A 15,693-nucleotide genomic window follows, 5' to 3' on the forward strand; every position below is an offset into this window, starting at 1 on the left:
ATGATTAAAGAAACCTTAACAAAAAATCGAAAGCAAAAATGAGCGTAGAAGCACGTGACAGAAAAATAGAGAATTGGTATCATAAAATTAGACACGGAGAGCTAAAGTTACCTCGCTTTCAAAGACATGAATCCTGGGATAGGAACAGAATTTCTAGTTTGCTTGCCACTATTATCAATGATTTACCACTGGGAATAACCCTTGTTCTAAATGTCGATAAAGAGCAGTTCATATCTCGCTATTTGGTCACTGCTGAATTTACTGAGCCTCCTTTCCCAAAGGTTCATGAGCAACTTCTGGACGGACAACAAAGGTTGACGGCAATATGGCGAGCTCTTCACAACAATTACGAGTGGGAAAAGTACTTTCTCTATCTGAAAGAGTATGACACCTATTGGGAAGAGAACGGCCCTCTGGAGGATGTAGATGAAGAAAAAGCTGCCACTGCAATAGTCCAGAATAGGTGGATCCAGAAGAAAACGGACAAAATGATGCCTCTCTGGGCTGACGAACCCACTGAGTCTCTAAAGCGAGGTTGCATTCCGCTAGAACTTCTGCGTCCAGAAGATATAAGCTCAGAAATAGAGGATTGGATTGTCGCTGCTCTTACCCCATTTAAACCACAGTCCGAAGATTCAGAATTTGCAGAGAAGTATGAAGTTTATGCTGCAAAGAAACAGAGGCTAAGTACGGTTATCAACAGCTATCGAGAAACAGTTAAACATTACAATTTGCCTTTTTTGGCCCTGCCATCATCTACTTCTAAAGAAACCGCGCTGAGTGTTTTCATCAATATGAACACAAATAGTAAACCACTCACACAGTACGATATCATAGTAGCAGAAATTGAAGGTTTACAGGACACCTCACTACATGAACTGCAAGAGAAATTAAATACTGAACATCCCTCTATTTCGAGATATTTCGATTTGTCTTTTCTTATCCTTTACACCAGCGCACTTATGCAAAATAAAGCTCCTAATAAACGGGGTATTTGGGATATGGACAAGAACGAAGTAGTTCGAAAATGGGACTCGATGGTTCAGGGACTAGCGAGTATGGCTACTTTTATGGAACAGAATCGAATCTTCGATGAAGATCGACTGCCAACCAATGCGGTGCTATCTGTAATAGCAGCATTGTATACTCAATTTGATAAACATGGAGATAAGGGAGGTCAGCTTCACATACTCCTAAAAAAATATTTGTGGTCTTCGTTCTTCACCGATCGATATGAAAATTCAGCCGCTTCTCGTGCTTTTGCAGACTACATGAACATGGTCGGTTTCCTTTCAAATGGAATCAAACCTGAAAATGGGCAGCAGTATACCTTGAAAGACATCCCTGTATTAAATCGCGATTTATTCCCAGTTGCGACTGCTGATGAGCTTCTCCACATCACCTGGCCGAAGCGAGTGAGCATCAGAGGTCGAGGAATTCTGGCGGTGGCAAATTATTTTGGAGCATACGATTTTGCTGACGGTTCACAGATAACTTCCGATAACGTTAGAAAAAGGGAGTATCACCACATTTTCCCTGATGCTTTAGTAAAGGAAGCCAATGATTACTTTGAAGAGGAAATCAATAGCACGATTGCACTAAACTGCGCTCTTATCACCGGCAAAACAAATCGTGTGATTGGCAGAAAAGAGCCTTTGACTTATTTAAAAGAACGTTATGATTGGGCCTCTGAAACCATCATTAAACAACGCCTACAAAGTCACTTGATTCCAGTAGATGAACTAAAGGCAGGCGACTATGAAGGACTCACTATAGGAGAGAAAGCAGAAAAGATCAAAACGGACTTCAACAACTTCGTTCAAAAGAGAGCCCAACTGATTTCAAAAGCTGTCTACAAGCTAGTTGAAGGGGAAGAAGTGGATTCAACTGAACTAGGAGAATACTGAAATCTGCATTATCAAGTAAAAACAGCTTTTAACTATGGAACATGGATTTACTACTTGGAAAGATATTATTGTTGTGCTTGTAAATGTATTAGGGGTAGCAGCAATAATAATCGCAGTACAATCATACAGACTTAAACAGAAGAGCAATTATTTTCAGGTAGTTAACAATTTGGTCAACAAGTATCAGGATAATTTTCTTGCACAGAATTATTTTGATAACGAGACAAGGAAGAAGTTCATCGACTTTGTAAATGAAGAACTATTCTACATTCAGTACGGTTATGTTCCTTTACCTATTGCAGTTGAATGGATTGATGGCATGCTCGATGTCCTACCTGTTATCAACAATGGGAAACAGTATTTCACGAATCCCAATTCTTTATTTAATTCTAAAATAGAGGATGACATCTTGAAGACCTATCCCAGGATCAAAAGAGCTCTTAGCATCACGTCCATTAACGATCCAGTAGACCTAACTAATAGTTCAAATATCGCCCTCAGAAGGGAGGTTGTTTCTGAAGTAATAGGTAACATTTTCAATAGTAAGAAAATGAAGAGAAGAGCTAAAAATGAGATGGATAAAATTCATTTCTGAACTTTCGATTAAAGCTTTCAAGCAGCGTGGTACAGAATCAGTTACTCCTGTCCTTGGAGATTTAAAATCTTATTTAGAATGAGTAAGCAACGCCATAGTGTTAGCGAGATAATAATTACTCCCGCAACGCTATAGAAGAAAAGCACCTCAACTTCTTTCCATGAGTTAATAAGTTTCAGCAAGTATCCTGATAGAGCAACAACTATTAATGACTTTATACATTTTTTGAACTGCTTAACTGTCTCGATGTACAAGTCAGACACAAAGAATAGTTCGAAAACGCTATTCGATTCACTGTAATTCTTCTTTGAGGCTGTTGTGTTGATTTTAAACGTAATCAGTATAGCTAGTAAAGTTATGATGAAACCTGCTGCAGTGAAACTAATCGGAGGAATATCTCCCGAAACTGATAAAACTCTAGATTTTTCGGGTAAGGCGATAAAGTCAATCTTCAAGCATAGCATTAATACTGCTAGAACCACAAATGAAACACAAAGATCCCACCATACCGGGTGTTTGAAATATTTATCAATCATTTCTCTAAGGATTCCATAAAATCGTCAAAGTCCTGCTCTATTAGCTCGTAAAGATGTCTTTTCTTTTTGATCTCGTTCAAGTCAACTTCTTTTATCACTTCTTTCTTTCCTTTCAGTAGATTGAACACTTCTTCTGCTCCATCCTTATCTTCATATTTTACTACGAAATTTTCAAAGCAATCAATATTAACTGGTTTGGATTGGAACTTTTTAAGTAGATTCTGTATCATCGAGTTAGCTTCCTTATTTAAGGCAACACTTTCAACATTTTTTCCTGGTGCTTGAAACATAGCTTCAAGCTTTAAGAATTTTGGTTTGAGCTTATGGCCAATCGAGTTTAAGCCAGTGAAATACTGTCCAACGATATCCTTGTCCATTGCAGTTATCTTTTGAGGCTGCAGCTTAATGTCGATATTCAAAACATTCTTCAAGCTTTCAAGGGTTTTATCAATAGAGTTGTCCATATACAACCCAACCTCTGTTGCCCGGGAAAGTTTCAGCTTATGTCTTGCAATATTACGGAGGTAATATTCCACGTCTGAAATTCTAGGTCCGTGATAGTTGTATTCAATACAAATTGTTGCAGTCTTTCTGGAGAAGTCTATGTAAAAATGAGTTTCTTCCGCAACACTTCCTCCCATCTCTTTGAGCGGCACTAGTGTGAATTTATCTTTTGGTTTGATCTTGGGGATTCTACCAGCCCTTAACAAGGCCAGAGAACAACGAATTCTTCTTTCCTTGTGCATAAATACTGCACTAGTCATAAACAATTCTCTAGGAAGCTCATTAGTTCTTTGATCATTTCTATCGATCAAATAACCTCTATTTTCTCTTTTTTCTTGAGAAATAAAGGTAATTACGTCTCTTAGAATTCTATTGCTATCATATTCATTCTGTAGATCTTTGTAAGGCTTGAATCTCAAATAATAAAAGTGAAATCGTAATGGAGTGAGCGTAGTATCGTTATTCATAGTTAATTCTGAGAGTGAATCTGGTTCTTGTTCTTATTGCAAAGTAGCAAATTTTGAATAAGAGTAATTGGAAAGTCACACAGTCAATTTACTTTTACAATGGAGCTTTACTAAGCAAACAGTATATTGCTCTAATAATAACCATCCTCTGAAATCCTTAGCTTAAACATGCCCTTCCCAAAAACTATAAAACTCTTCCTGATCGATGGCGAGCCCAACGGCCGGATGACGTGTGAGCTTTCGAACTGGACAGGCAAAGCCTATAAAATTCCGAGGATCAAAATCAAAGACTGCACGGACAGGCCTGATCTGACGAATCCAGGAATTTATTTATTGTTTGGTAGAGATGAGTCTGGGAAAGAGTTGGTCTACATCGGTGAGGCAGAATCTGTTTTCAAGAGACTGGTTCAGCAGCTTAGCTCGAAAGACTTTTGGCATGAGGCCATTGTTTTTATCAGCAAGGACGAAAACCTGAACAAGGCGCACATTAAGTACCTGGAGAACCGTCTTCACGACAAAGCGAAGCAGATCAATCGCTATCAAATTGATAATTCAACAGTACCTACACTTTCTTCCATCTCGGAATCGGATAGAGCTGAAATGGAAGAATTCATCGCCAATGTGAAGCTACTTGTCAACACACTTGGCCACAAAGTCTTCGAAGAAAAGCGTGAACACAACGCAAAAGTGAAACAGAAGAGTTTTTTCATCAAAGCCGCTCGTGGTGCAGATGCTCAAGGAGAACCCACTTCTGAAGGCTTTGTCGTTTTTGCCGGCTCGAAAGCTGCTGGCTCAACTGTGGCATCAATGACTTCCAACTTAGTCAACTTTAGGAATAAGTTACTAGATCAAGGAGTTTTGATCGACAAAGGGGAATGGTTGTCTTTTCCCGAAGACCAGGTATTCAGCAGTCCATCTACAGCCGCATCAATTGTTCTCGGCAGAAACGCCAACGGCCTCACCGAATGGAAGCTGAAAGATGGAACCACTTTGAAGGAGTTTGAGAGTGAGTGATTTTCCAGGTCAAGTAAACAACCGCTCCTTCTATTACTTCTCAGCTCTTTCACAAAACTGGAAAGACCAACTCCCTACATCAAACTGGCTCCTGCTTTTGATTGGAGATTCAAGAGATGAAGATCTAATGAACGAAATCGCCCGGGCCTCACTCGAGAATAACGTAGCTTACGTTTCCACTCTGGGAAAAGAAGCTGAATGGATACATGACTGGTTTGATGAAGTGGCGGCTATTCGTTCACTTCCCGCAAAGGCTGAAGAACCCATTACAACTTTTCACGATGACTTTGAAGAAGGAGTTTGGTTTGCTTTTCACGCGGCTTTTGGAAAAACAGAAATTGGAAAGGTGGTTTGTGTAGACTTCACTGGTGCTCACCAAAGCAAGCTGGAAAAAATTCTAGCAAGCTTTTGATTGAAGCGGAATCCCCCTGAGCCGATTGCGCTCTCTAATCGGCTCATAATATTCAATTCGCGAGCCGAGTAGTAGTTTGAATTTCATCAAAGAATTCCATCCACGAACCAATTTCGTCTCGATGTAAAATAAGAAGTGAAATCTGGTGATATCTGCTTATTTTATCAAATATGTCAGAATAAGAGTTTTCACAGAGGCTTATTTTGACATTTCTGTAGATGGTAAAGCTCAGGTCATTTTTGTTTCACGTCTTTCCAGAAGGCCTTTGCTGCTTCTCCATAAGTTTTGTGTTCCGGATGATTGGCTATATAATTCTTAAATAAAGTGATGTTCTCTTTTGACACATCAGATTTCTCTAAAACGGATTTGGCTTTTTGCCAATGACTATCAGTAATTTCAAGATTTTGAATTTCATACTGCGGAGATGCTTCAGCTCTGTATGACTTATAGACTTCAGTTTTTTTAAATTCATCGAATCTTGTATAAAAGTCATTGTAAGTAGCTGTGCTGTCCGATGACGCGTACATTTCTCCCCAATATGGCACGCAATACTCGAGATCAAATTCATCAAGGGTTCCGCATTCCAGTTGCTTTTTTAATTGGTCCACAAATTCCCCGGGGGATGAATCTATTTTACTTTGTAGGAACTCTTCACAAGATTGGCCTGCAACTGTGCAGGAAAGAAGTAGGCTAATAGCGAAAAGAATAATTTCGTGCTTAAATTTCATTGGACTCGCTAATATAAAAGATCCTCATCTCCAGTCGTTTTTACTGATAGGCTTTTTTCACTCACAACTAATTCAAGCTATCAGAATCAAAATCGCCCGCCAGCCCTGCAACCCACCCGTCAGCAACCATTAGCAACCGGCTATTAAACGCTTAGTTACGTTTGATTACCGACTCCTTTTTTGGTACCGCCACACATTTGCACCAGATGATCGACAAACAACTGTCGGTCAGTTTTTAAAAAACATTTTATTAATCAAAAATCACACGTTATGAACAGCATTAAAAACAGAGTGCAACTCATCGGACACCTTGGAAACGACCCTGAAGTAAAAGAACTCGAGGGCGGTAAAAAACTCGCAAAACTCAGCATCGCTACCAACGAAACCTACAAAAATGGCAAAGGCGAAAAAGTAGAAAACACCCACTGGCACAATCTCGTGGCCTGGGGCAAAACGGCCGAGCTCGCAGAAAAGTACCTGAAGAAAGGAGCGGAAGTAACCATTGACGGAAAGCTGCAAAGCAGAAAATGGGAAGACAAAGAGGGAAACAACCGCTACATCACAGAAGTGGTAGTCAACGAGTTTTTGATGATGGATAAGAAAAATTAAACGGATTTCCTGACTTAGTTCCCTTTCAGCCAGTCATTACGGCTAAGCCTCCTGCGAATTGCGAGGATCGGCCTTGAGCTCGTGCAAAAATTTTTCAAAATCAAACCTTAGTGAGACCGGGAAGCCGCAGGATCACCCGGCCGAACTTAGGTTTGATGAAGCTAAATTTTGATAAGAGGTCACAGCCTTGATTTTTTTCTTTCTTTTTTCATCAAGGAAAAAAGGATAAAAAGGACAAGCATAACGAATGGTCTAGTTTCAAAGGGAAGTGAATCAATAAACCGAAAAATTAATTCCCCGAATTCTTATTCCACATTTCACTAAAATCAGCTACCTCAATTCAACCGGGGCAATGATTTGCAAACCCGCAGTGGCCTCCGATTTCCACAGCGATTAGACCTCATGAACCATTTCATTGTCCCCTTGTTAAAAAACCGTTCACTCAAGTGCGAGTGGGCGGTTTTTTTGTGTTTTTGAGAAGGATTATTGATTTGGTTCCAATTTTAGAATGAAGACTTTTTTCAATCTATTCCTTTCACGGATCTCTCGACTCCGCTCGAGAATCGGCCAACGCGCGAGTGCCGGTTGTCGAGCGCTTGTGCTGAGTTCGATCGAAGTAGAGTCGAGACAAATGGGAAGGAAGAAATTTGATATTGAAAAATTCTTGGAAGAGAACAAGCCGGCCTTCAATTTGGTTGGAAAACTAAATCAACAATCTGTTCTTATTACAACCCAATCAAGAAGGTTTCTAAATAGGAATCAACCTTGTTTGGCTAAGCCGTGAGGGTTAACTTTGCCACCAATTAATAAATCTGACCGACAACGTATGAGCAAATCTGCTTTTCTAAAGTCATCTCTGGCCAAAAAATACTGGATGGCTGCCACCGGACTTTTTCTCTGTCTGTTTTTAGTGGGCCACCTGGCCGGAAACCTGCAACTCTTTGTCACTGGCGAAGAGGGACAACTCCAGTTTAACGAATACACGAAGTTCATGACCACCAACCCAGCGGTGAAAGTGCTGTCGTACCTCACGTACTTCAGTATCCTTTTTCACGCCATTGATGGTATCGTGCTCACAGCGCAAAACCGCAAGGCGCGCCCAGTGAAGTACGCCATGAGCAAGCCGCAGAATAACACCATGTGGTCTTCGCGCAACATGGGAATCCTCGGAACGGTGATTCTCGCGTTTATCGTTACTCACATGGCCAACTTCTGGTACGTGGTGAAATTCGACTCCTCCATCCCCATGCAAAAAATGGGACTCGATGGCGAAATGCTCGAAGAGCCACTCAAGGATTTGCACACCGTGGTGATGGACTTTTTTAACCCGAACATCAACGAATTTGCACTAATCATGGTGATCGTCTACATCCTCGGACAGATCGCTATCGCTTTTCACCTCGTTCACGGATTTCAGAGCGGTTTTCAATCGCTCGGCCTCAGGCATCCGAAGTACACTCCGGTGATTAGAACAGTGGGATACATCTTTGCGATTGTAGTACCGTTGGCTTTTGCCACGATCCCCGTTTTCCTGTACATGTCGCAATTGTAATTGATCAATAGAAAGAAGGATTATGTCAGTACTAGACTCCAAAATACCCGAAGGACCACTTGCAGAAAAGTGGACCAAACACAAGAACGATATCAACCTGGTGAACCCGGCCAACAAGCGGAAGCTCGACATCATCGTGATCGGAACCGGATTGGCAGGTGGTGCGGCAGCAGCTTCTTTTGCAGAGCTGGGCTACAACGTAAAAGCATTCTGCTTTCAGGATTCTCCACGTAGGGCGCACTCCATTGCCGCTCAGGGTGGAATCAACGCAGCAAAAAATTATCAGAATGACGGTGACTCGACTTACCGCTTGTTCTACGACACCGTGAAAGGTGGCGATTACAGAAGCCGCGAAGCCAACGTCTACCGTCTGGCCGAAGTTTCTGCCAACATCATCGACCAGTGCGTGGCGCAGGGAGTTCCCTTTGCCCGCGAATACGGAGGAATGCTCGACAACCGATCTTTCGGTGGAGTACTCGTTTCTCGTACGTTCTACGCCAAAGGTCAAACCGGACAACAGCTTTTGCTCGGTGCCTACTCAGCACTTTCGCGCCAGATTTCAAAAGGTAAAGTGCAGATGTACAACCGCCACGAAATGATGGACGTGGTGAAGATCGATGGCAAAGCCCGCGGAATCATCGCCAGAAACCTGGTGACAGGAGAAATTGAGCGTCACAGTGCGCACGCAGTTGTGATTTGCTCAGGAGGTTATGGAAACGTTTTCTACCTCTCCACCAACGCCATGGGATCCAACGGATCGGCAGCGTGGAAAGCACACAAGCGCGGAGCTTTTATGGCCAACCCTTGCTACACGCAAATTCACCCGACTTGCATTCCCGTTTCAGGAGATCACCAGTCGAAGCTCACACTGATGAGTGAGTCGCTGAGAAATGACGGTAGAATTTGGGTGCCAAAAGAAAAATCAGACGTAGAAAAAATTAGAAGTGGCGAACTCCGTCCGGAAAACCTGCCGGAAGAGAAGCGCGACTACTACCTCGAAAGAAGATATCCCGCATTCGGTAACCTCGTTCCCCGAGATGTTGCTTCCAGAGCAGCCAAAGAACGTTGCGATGCCGGCTACGGAGTTAACAAGACCGGACAGGCCGTATTCCTCGATTTCAGCAGCGCTTTTGAGCGTTACGGAAAAACGGAAGCCAGCGTTCAGGGACTGGAAAACCCATCGAAAGATGAGGTGATCAAGCTCGGTAAAGAAGTGGTGAAGTCGAAGTACGGAAACCTCTTCCAGATGTACGAAAAAATTACAGCCAAAAACCCATACATCACTCCAATGATGATTTTCCCAGCGGTGCACTACACCATGGGAGGCCTTTGGGTGGATTACAACCTGATGACCAACGTTCCAGGGTTGTATGCCTGTGGTGAGGCGAACTTCTCCGACCACGGAGCCAACCGACTTGGAGCTTCTGCTCTCATGCAGGGTCTTGCAGATGGCTACTTCGTGATTCCAAACACGGTAGGAGATTACCTCGCTAACGACATCGCTACCGGACCAATCTCAACAGATTCTCCGGAGTTTGCCGAAGCTGAGAAAAACATTCAGGACAACATCGACAAGTTGATGTCTACCGGAGGAACAAAATCGGTAGACCACTTTCACAAGCGTCTCGGAAAAATCATGTGGGACAAGTGTGGAATGTCAAGAAATGCTGAAGGACTTAAAGAAGCGATTTCTGAAATTCAGTCGCTCCGCGAAGAGTTTTGGAAAGACGTTAGAGTTCCTGGCGATGCAAAAAGCTTCAACCCAGAGCTCGACAAGGCCGGCCGCGTTGCCGACTTCCTCGAACTCGGTGAACTCATGTGCGTAGATGCCCTCACCAGAGAAGAATCTGCCGGAGGTCACTTCCGTGAAGAACACCAAACCGAAGAAGGTGAAGCCAAGCGTGACGATGAAAACTATCGATTCGTTTCTGCCTGGGAATACACCGGAGATCTCAGCAAACCACAGCTTCACAAAGAAGAGCTGAAATTCGAAAACATCGAGCTGAAAACACGCTCTTATAAGTAACGGACATTTACCGGGCGCTGCCCGTGAATAAATAAAAGTACAGTATGAAACTGACACTCAAAATATGGCGACAAGCCAACAAGGATAGCAAAGGAAAAATGGTTGACTACAAGGTCGACAACATTTCCGATGACATGTCATTTCTCGAAATGATTGACGTGCTCAACCAGGAGCTGATTGAAAAGGGAGAAGATCCCGTGGCTTTTGATCACGACTGCCGCGAGGGAATTTGCGGAAGTTGCAGCATGTACATCAACGGTGAGCCGCACGGGCCTGAGAGAGGCGTGGCCACTTGCCAGCTTCACATGCGCTCGTTCAAAGACGGTGACACCATCTACATCGAGCCGTGGAGAGCTAAGGCGTTCCCGGTGCTCAAAGACCTTTCTACTGACCGTTCTGCTTTCGACAGAATTATTCAGTCGGGTGGGTTTGTTTCGGTGAACACATCTGGAAACACCATCGATGCCAACGCAACGCCAATTGAAAAGAAAAATGCCGACCTGGCTTTTGATGCAGCGACTTGCATCGGTTGTGGAGCTTGTGTTGCAGCCTGCAAAAACGCATCTGCTATGCTTTTTGTCAGCGCCAAAATTTCACAGCTTTCGCTCTTGCCACAAGGTCACCCTGAGAGAACGCAACGCGCGCTCAAAATGGTGGAGCAGATGGACAAGGAAGGCTTTGGAAACTGCACCAACACAGGTGCATGCACTGTAGAATGTCCTAAAGAAATTTCACAGGAAAACATCGCCCGCATGAACCGCGAGTTTATGCGCGCCAACGTGGTGAGCCGCGATTAAGAATGTCAAACAGAACGATTTAAAATAGAAAACCCTGTGGTCCTCGGATCGCGGGGTTTTTAGTTTCTTCACTTTAAACTTAGCCTTAGGGGCTGCAATAGAATTTACTGATGAATGAACGAGTTCCCATTTAACCGTTTAGTACAGGAAAGTCTCCTGCGAATCGCAAGGGTCGGCCTTGAGCTCGCGCAAAAATTTTTCAAAGTCGAGACTTACGAAGACCGAGAAGCCGGCTAGGATCACTCGGTCGAAGTTAGTTGAGACAAAGTAAAATTTTGAGTAGAGGTCACAGCCTTGATTTTTTTGTTTCTTTTTTCATCAAGGAAAAAAGGATAAAAAGAACAAGCATAACTATCAGTCAAGTTTCAACGGAAAGTGAATCAATAAACCGATAGGATTTTTATGAAGCTAATTTGGGCGCCCACCACCTTTACTGGCGGTGCCGGGCTTTCCGCTATATCTTGCCCTAAGTCGGGCAAGGATGCCGCGTCAATCCCTGGCGCGCGGCAATTTGGTTCTTTTAAAACCTTCCTTTTGTTTACCCGCATTTAGTATCTTGGGAGCCTTAGAATTAACGGCTCAACAAACCTGAATTAAGCTACCGCCATGATTCCTCATTCGAAAAAACTACACTGGTCCGCGCTGACAATGCTTGTCGTTTTTGCAATTTCCATTAGCAGTTGCCGCAAAGACAACAATGAAGAATGTTGCGACCCAACTGATCCAGAATGTCCAAATTACGATCCTTGTTTTGGAGTGGAAGAACCTAGTGCGGAGTTTTTTATAGAAGATCAAGCATGGGATGCTTTTGAGAATGAGCCCATATTTGTTCCTCAGCAGGATTTATTGGTTGGTTATGACATCAGGTTCAGATCGGAATACCAAAATCCGGAGTACACTCATACATGGTATATTGGCGTAGATACGTTTCCTAATCCTAGTGTCGTAGTAGATTTCAGTGATGTGAGCAGGCCAAATACAATTACTGTATCACATGTGATAGAATACCCGGTCGACTCCACTTGCTACCCATTGAGCTCAGGGAGAGATTCTGTATCAAGAACATTTGACCTGATGCACTACTGGGATGAACTTCCTACAGTTGGAAATACTTTTCGAGGAGTGCTTGAAGGACAGACAGACTCCTTTGATTTTCGTTTAAAGATGCACCTTCCTGATGGTAGTATTCCCCAGTGGGGAGATAGCTTTGCGGAAATAGGATTCTACCGCGTCAACTGGCACAATGATGGTGATTCCGTGCAAATGGCAGATAGTTTTACGGCAACCGAGCACTATCTATCTAAACGAGGTTCTTTGCCTATTGGGAATCTTGTAATTGATTCTAATACAAATGAAGTTCTCTTCGAATATAGATGGTTGAGTACAGAAGAATTTGTCTTCAAAGGGCGAGTTCTGGATTAGATATTTTCAAAACTAAATTGTTAGAAGCTATGAAGCATTGCTGGCGCGAGGTTTCAGCTTTTGCTGGAAGTCATAAAAAGCTAGATAGAAAGAAAAACCCGCTACTTGTCAGAGAGCGGGTTTACATTGAACAAAATTGATTATTCTATCCCGTCTTCATACTTCTCTTAAAAATCTTCGTCTTGCCTTTTCCGGCAGGGATTCCGAAATAAGTGTGCTTTATTCCGGTGTCTTCCTGAAAGGCTTCGAATTTACCGGGATCTTTAAACTCCGGAACCTGAAGACCTTCTCGCTTTATCACATCGTTTTCGAGCGTGATAAAACGACCTTCGGAATCTTCTTCAACTTTGTCCTCTCCGGTGAATTTGTCCCAGAGTTTATCTAGTGCATTCTTGTCTTTATCGCTGAGTGTATTCATTGTTCTGTGTTTTTGAGGTTCACAGATATCAATGGAAAAAGCGTTCCAGGGCCCAGCTCCAGGACGCTCGCAGCACTAGTGGTAACAGCACTGTGGAATTGACAAGAAGATTGTGGTTGAAATTTCGCAGTCAGGCGAGAGCAGAAAGCTTTAAGAATTGCCCTGCTTTGGCCCTTGCTGTTCGTTTTCAGCGAGCTCTTCAGTTTCAGTTTGCTCAACTGTGATTTGATCGAGTTCTTTTTTCTCCTTCTCCATCACTTCCTCAAACTCCTCTTTCACTTCAGGCTTGATCGGCTTTGATGGCGGGAACTTTTCTCTCAGGTGATCCACCTGGCGGCCGTTTTTCCAAAAGCGGAAACAAACGTGAGGTCCGGTAGCAAGTCCAGTGCTTCCCACGTAGCCAATCACATCGCCTTGTTTTACGCGCTGGCCGTTTTTCACAGCTCTGCGACTCATGTGGAGGTACTGCGTGGTGTAGGTGCTGTTGTGGCGGATCTTCACATATTTTCCATTCCCGGAAGTGTAGCTCGAAGCGATCACTGTACCGTCTCCAACGGCCAAAATTGGCGTTCCGTGAGCTGCGGCATAGTCTGTACCCAGGTGAGCTTTGTAGCGCTTCAAAACAGGGTGAAAACGCTTCTTGGTATAGCGGCTCGAGATGCGGCTAAACTTCAGCGGAGCTTTCAGGAAAGCTTTCTTCAGGCTGTTTCCTTCTTCATCGAAGTAGTCGCCCACGCTGTCTTGCTCAAAGTAAAAGCTGTAATAGTCTTCGCCCTGATGCTGAAAGTTGGCAGAAACAATTTTTCCAACGCCAACCACCTGATCGTCCACGAGCTTTTCTTCAAACTTCACGGTGAACTGATCACCCGGCTGAATGCGGTAAAAGTCGATGGTCCAGGCGTACATGTTCGAGAGCTCCATCGTGAGTGCCGGGCTGAGGTCGTTTTCCTGCATCGTTTCGTACAGCGAAGAGTGGATCACTCCAGATGCTTTTCTGATGCGCGTTTCTACTGGCTTTTGATCGCGGTAGGCGTAAACAGAATCGGCCAAACTGAAAACCACATAGTTTACGGGGTCTTGTTTGTAGATGAAGTATTCGCAAGTTTCAAGGCTGTCTTCTTTGGAGCACAGCACCACGTAGTCTTTTCCGGCATTGATTTTACGAACGTCAAAAGTCTCTTTCGATTCGTTTACCAGCTGATCAATCTTTTGGTAAGGAATGTTGTGCTTGAGCAAAATGTCGCTCAGGTAAGTATTTCTAGAAATCGTGCCCTCTTTCACGATGTAGTCGTCAAAATTAAAACCGAAGTTGAGGTTTTCGGGAGCGGGCAATGGTTCGATTTTCTCCGGAGCTTCCTGACGCTCTGCGGTTTCTGTGGGTTCGTTGCAGGCCGCAATTGAGAGTAGCATCGCTGCGAAGAGATAAAAAAGACGGTTCATGGTTCAAAAGTTTTCCTGTAGTAGAAACGAATAATTGCTAAGATATTATTACGGACGAAACCAAGAAAGTGTTCCGCTTAAAGTGATGAAAATTGGAGTGTTGATAAAGGAGAGTTCGGGGTTGAGGTAGCTCGAGGTTTCGGGGATTGAAATTTGGCTGGCTGGTCCTTGTCTCGGGTAGAGTCAAAATAGAGACAAGGTGGAGATAAAGTTGCGGAGCTCGACTTTCCTGGCAGTTTCCGTTTTGGAATTTGGGTTTTGGTACTTGGTGCTTTTTCCAGCGTTATTCGCCCTTTACTCCAAACACAACTTCTTTCACCCAGCCTTTTCCCCAGTCGCGGAGTTCTTCTTCGTTCCAGAGCTCGGGGTAGAAAATGCGTTTTTGAAAACGTGGAGGCAGGTACTTTTGCCAGTTGGTTCCTCCGGTGGCAGCAATGTCTTCCGGATCTTTTTGGAGGTAGCGAACGGCCGACTTGTAGTGTGAGAGCGGCCAGTTTACGTTCACGTTGGTGTCGAGCCAGCGCAGTGCAATGCGGATGTCGTCCCGGTTTTGCTCCTCAGACGGAAGCATCCTGTAAACGCGCCAGATGTTTTTATTGTGATACTCCTCAGCCATCTCGAGCAATTGCTTGTTGTACTTCTGCTCAAACTGTTTTAGCGTCAGCGTTTTATCTCCCGTGGAAAGCTCAGTAGCGCCCTCCTGCCAGTAGATGTGGCGATACATTGCAGGGATGTCTTCTCTGGTGAAATCTTCGTACTGCTCGCGGTGCTCCTTGTCTACAAGCCTGTTGAAAGGTGTGCAGCCGATTTCGATCATTCTGTACTGACCCGACTGAAATCCACTTGCAGGAAGCAGGCTCATTCTGAACTTGAGGAACTGGTCGCGCTCCATCCCTTCCACCATGATGTCGAAACTCTTGGTGAGAGCTTCGAAGTAGCGATTGATGCGCGTTACACGGTTTAAAAACCAGTCGCCTGTGGGCTCTTCGGCATTTCCGATCTGATCAATTTCGTGGAGGCAGAGCTTAAAGTAGAGCTCTGTGATCTGGTGATACATGATAAAAATCTCCTCATCGGGCATGCTCGTCATTGGCGTTTGCAAACTGAGCAGCGTGTCGAGGTGAATGTAATCCCAGTAAGTGAGATAATCGGCATAGAGCAAACCATCGAGGTACGACTCCAGGTCCTGACCCATGGCAGCATATTTTTGCTGTAGCTTCTTTATTTTTTCTACGATCTCGGGCTTCAAATCCTCCATAGGTGAAA

The 15,693-nt window shown here is 43.8% G+C and carries 15 protein-coding genes; 9 read left to right on the top strand and 6 right to left on the bottom strand.

Translation table 11 applies throughout. The features are described 5' to 3' along the window. The first annotated feature begins 38 nt into the window (after nucleotides 1-38). Together ABHV44_RS02005 and ABHV44_RS02010 are read left to right on the top strand one after the other, a co-directional pair. Entirely contained in the window at nucleotides 39-1,907 is a 1,869-nt protein-coding gene (locus ABHV44_RS02005) for a GmrSD restriction endonuclease domain-containing protein (protein ID WP_459072967.1), read from the top strand. Between the two features lie 34 nt (nucleotides 1,908-1,941). After that, complete coding sequence (locus tag ABHV44_RS02010) at nucleotides 1,942-2,502, top strand: hypothetical protein (RefSeq protein WP_459072968.1); 561 nt, start codon at nucleotides 1,942-1,944, stop codon at nucleotides 2,500-2,502. A gap of 41 nt (nucleotides 2,503-2,543) precedes the next feature. On the opposite strand, the gene ABHV44_RS02015 is transcribed toward ABHV44_RS02010, so the two are convergent. Both ABHV44_RS02015 and ABHV44_RS02020 read right to left on the bottom strand, forming a co-directional pair. Next, nucleotides 2,544-3,038 (bottom strand): hypothetical protein, encoded by a 495-nt coding sequence (locus ABHV44_RS02015; protein ID WP_459072969.1) that lies wholly within the window; start codon nucleotides 3,036-3,038, stop codon nucleotides 2,544-2,546. Next, nucleotides 3,035-3,853 (bottom strand): hypothetical protein, encoded by an 819-nt coding sequence (locus tag ABHV44_RS02020; RefSeq protein WP_459072970.1) that lies wholly within the window; start codon nucleotides 3,851-3,853, stop codon nucleotides 3,035-3,037. Before ABHV44_RS02020 ends, ABHV44_RS02015 begins: the two co-directional genes overlap by 4 nt. 324 nt (nucleotides 3,854-4,177) lie before the next feature. Between ABHV44_RS02020 and ABHV44_RS02025 the strand changes: the two genes are divergently transcribed. After that, nucleotides 4,178-5,023: a GIY-YIG nuclease family protein gene (locus ABHV44_RS02025; protein WP_459072971.1), complete on the top strand. Its 846-nt coding sequence runs from the start codon at nucleotides 4,178-4,180 to the stop codon at nucleotides 5,021-5,023. Continuing rightward, complete coding sequence (locus ABHV44_RS02030; protein WP_459072972.1) at nucleotides 5,016-5,435, top strand: hypothetical protein; 420 nt, start codon at nucleotides 5,016-5,018, stop codon at nucleotides 5,433-5,435. Before ABHV44_RS02025 ends, ABHV44_RS02030 begins: the two co-directional genes overlap by 8 nt. Before the next feature lie 233 nt (nucleotides 5,436-5,668). Here the strand turns inward: ABHV44_RS02030 and ABHV44_RS02035 are convergent, their stop codons facing one another. Then, the gene (locus ABHV44_RS02035) at nucleotides 5,669-6,163 is read right to left on the bottom strand and encodes a hypothetical protein (protein WP_459072973.1); all 495 of its coding nucleotides are present in this window, start codon (nucleotides 6,161-6,163) and stop codon (nucleotides 5,669-5,671) included. A 270-nt stretch (nucleotides 6,164-6,433) separates the two neighbouring features. Here ABHV44_RS02035 and ABHV44_RS02040 point away from each other — a divergent pair, with 270 nt between their 5' ends. The 5 genes from ABHV44_RS02040 to ABHV44_RS02060 all read left to right on the top strand — a co-directional run bounded on the left by ABHV44_RS02040 (nucleotide 6,434) and on the right by ABHV44_RS02060 (nucleotide 12,569). Further along, nucleotides 6,434-6,772, top strand: a complete 339-nt coding sequence (locus ABHV44_RS02040; RefSeq protein ID WP_459072974.1) for a single-stranded DNA-binding protein — start codon at nucleotides 6,434-6,436, stop codon at nucleotides 6,770-6,772. An 826-nt stretch (nucleotides 6,773-7,598) separates the two neighbouring features. Then, nucleotides 7,599-8,324 (top strand): succinate dehydrogenase cytochrome b subunit, encoded by a 726-nt coding sequence (locus ABHV44_RS02045; RefSeq protein WP_459072975.1) that lies wholly within the window; start codon nucleotides 7,599-7,601, stop codon nucleotides 8,322-8,324. 22 nt (nucleotides 8,325-8,346) lie between these two features. Continuing rightward, on the top strand, nucleotides 8,347-10,350 hold the full coding sequence (locus ABHV44_RS02050) for a fumarate reductase/succinate dehydrogenase flavoprotein subunit (protein WP_459072976.1): 2,004 nt from the start codon (nucleotides 8,347-8,349) through the stop codon (nucleotides 10,348-10,350). A 44-nt stretch (nucleotides 10,351-10,394) separates the two neighbouring features. After that, nucleotides 10,395-11,147 (top strand): succinate dehydrogenase/fumarate reductase iron-sulfur subunit, encoded by a 753-nt coding sequence (locus ABHV44_RS02055; RefSeq protein WP_459072977.1) that lies wholly within the window; start codon nucleotides 10,395-10,397, stop codon nucleotides 11,145-11,147. A gap of 606 nt (nucleotides 11,148-11,753) precedes the next feature. Then, nucleotides 11,754-12,569: a hypothetical protein gene (locus tag ABHV44_RS02060; protein WP_459072978.1), complete on the top strand. Its 816-nt coding sequence runs from the start codon at nucleotides 11,754-11,756 to the stop codon at nucleotides 12,567-12,569. A gap of 145 nt (nucleotides 12,570-12,714) precedes the next feature. Here ABHV44_RS02060 and ABHV44_RS02065 read toward each other — a convergent pair whose 3' ends face one another. The 3 genes from ABHV44_RS02065 to ABHV44_RS02075 all read right to left on the bottom strand — a co-directional run bounded on the left by ABHV44_RS02065 (nucleotide 12,715) and on the right by ABHV44_RS02075 (nucleotide 15,685). After that, the gene (locus ABHV44_RS02065) at nucleotides 12,715-12,987 is read right to left on the bottom strand and encodes a hypothetical protein (protein WP_459072979.1); all 273 of its coding nucleotides are present in this window, start codon (nucleotides 12,985-12,987) and stop codon (nucleotides 12,715-12,717) included. A gap of 150 nt (nucleotides 12,988-13,137) precedes the next feature. Then, nucleotides 13,138-14,427 carry a M23 family metallopeptidase gene (locus ABHV44_RS02070; protein WP_459072980.1) on the bottom strand — a complete coding sequence of 430 codons (1,290 nt, stop codon included), beginning with the start codon at nucleotides 14,425-14,427 and terminating at the stop codon, nucleotides 13,138-13,140. A 283-nt stretch (nucleotides 14,428-14,710) separates the two neighbouring features. Beyond that, on the bottom strand, nucleotides 14,711-15,685 hold the full coding sequence (locus ABHV44_RS02075; protein WP_459072981.1) for a tryptophan 2,3-dioxygenase family protein: 975 nt from the start codon (nucleotides 15,683-15,685) through the stop codon (nucleotides 14,711-14,713). Nucleotides 15,686-15,693 lie beyond the last annotated feature (8 nt).

This window comes from Halocola ammonii, assembly GCF_049334165.1.
In the GTDB taxonomy this organism is placed as follows: Bacteria; Bacteroidota; Bacteroidia; order Flavobacteriales_D; family Sanyastnellaceae; genus JBEGHD01.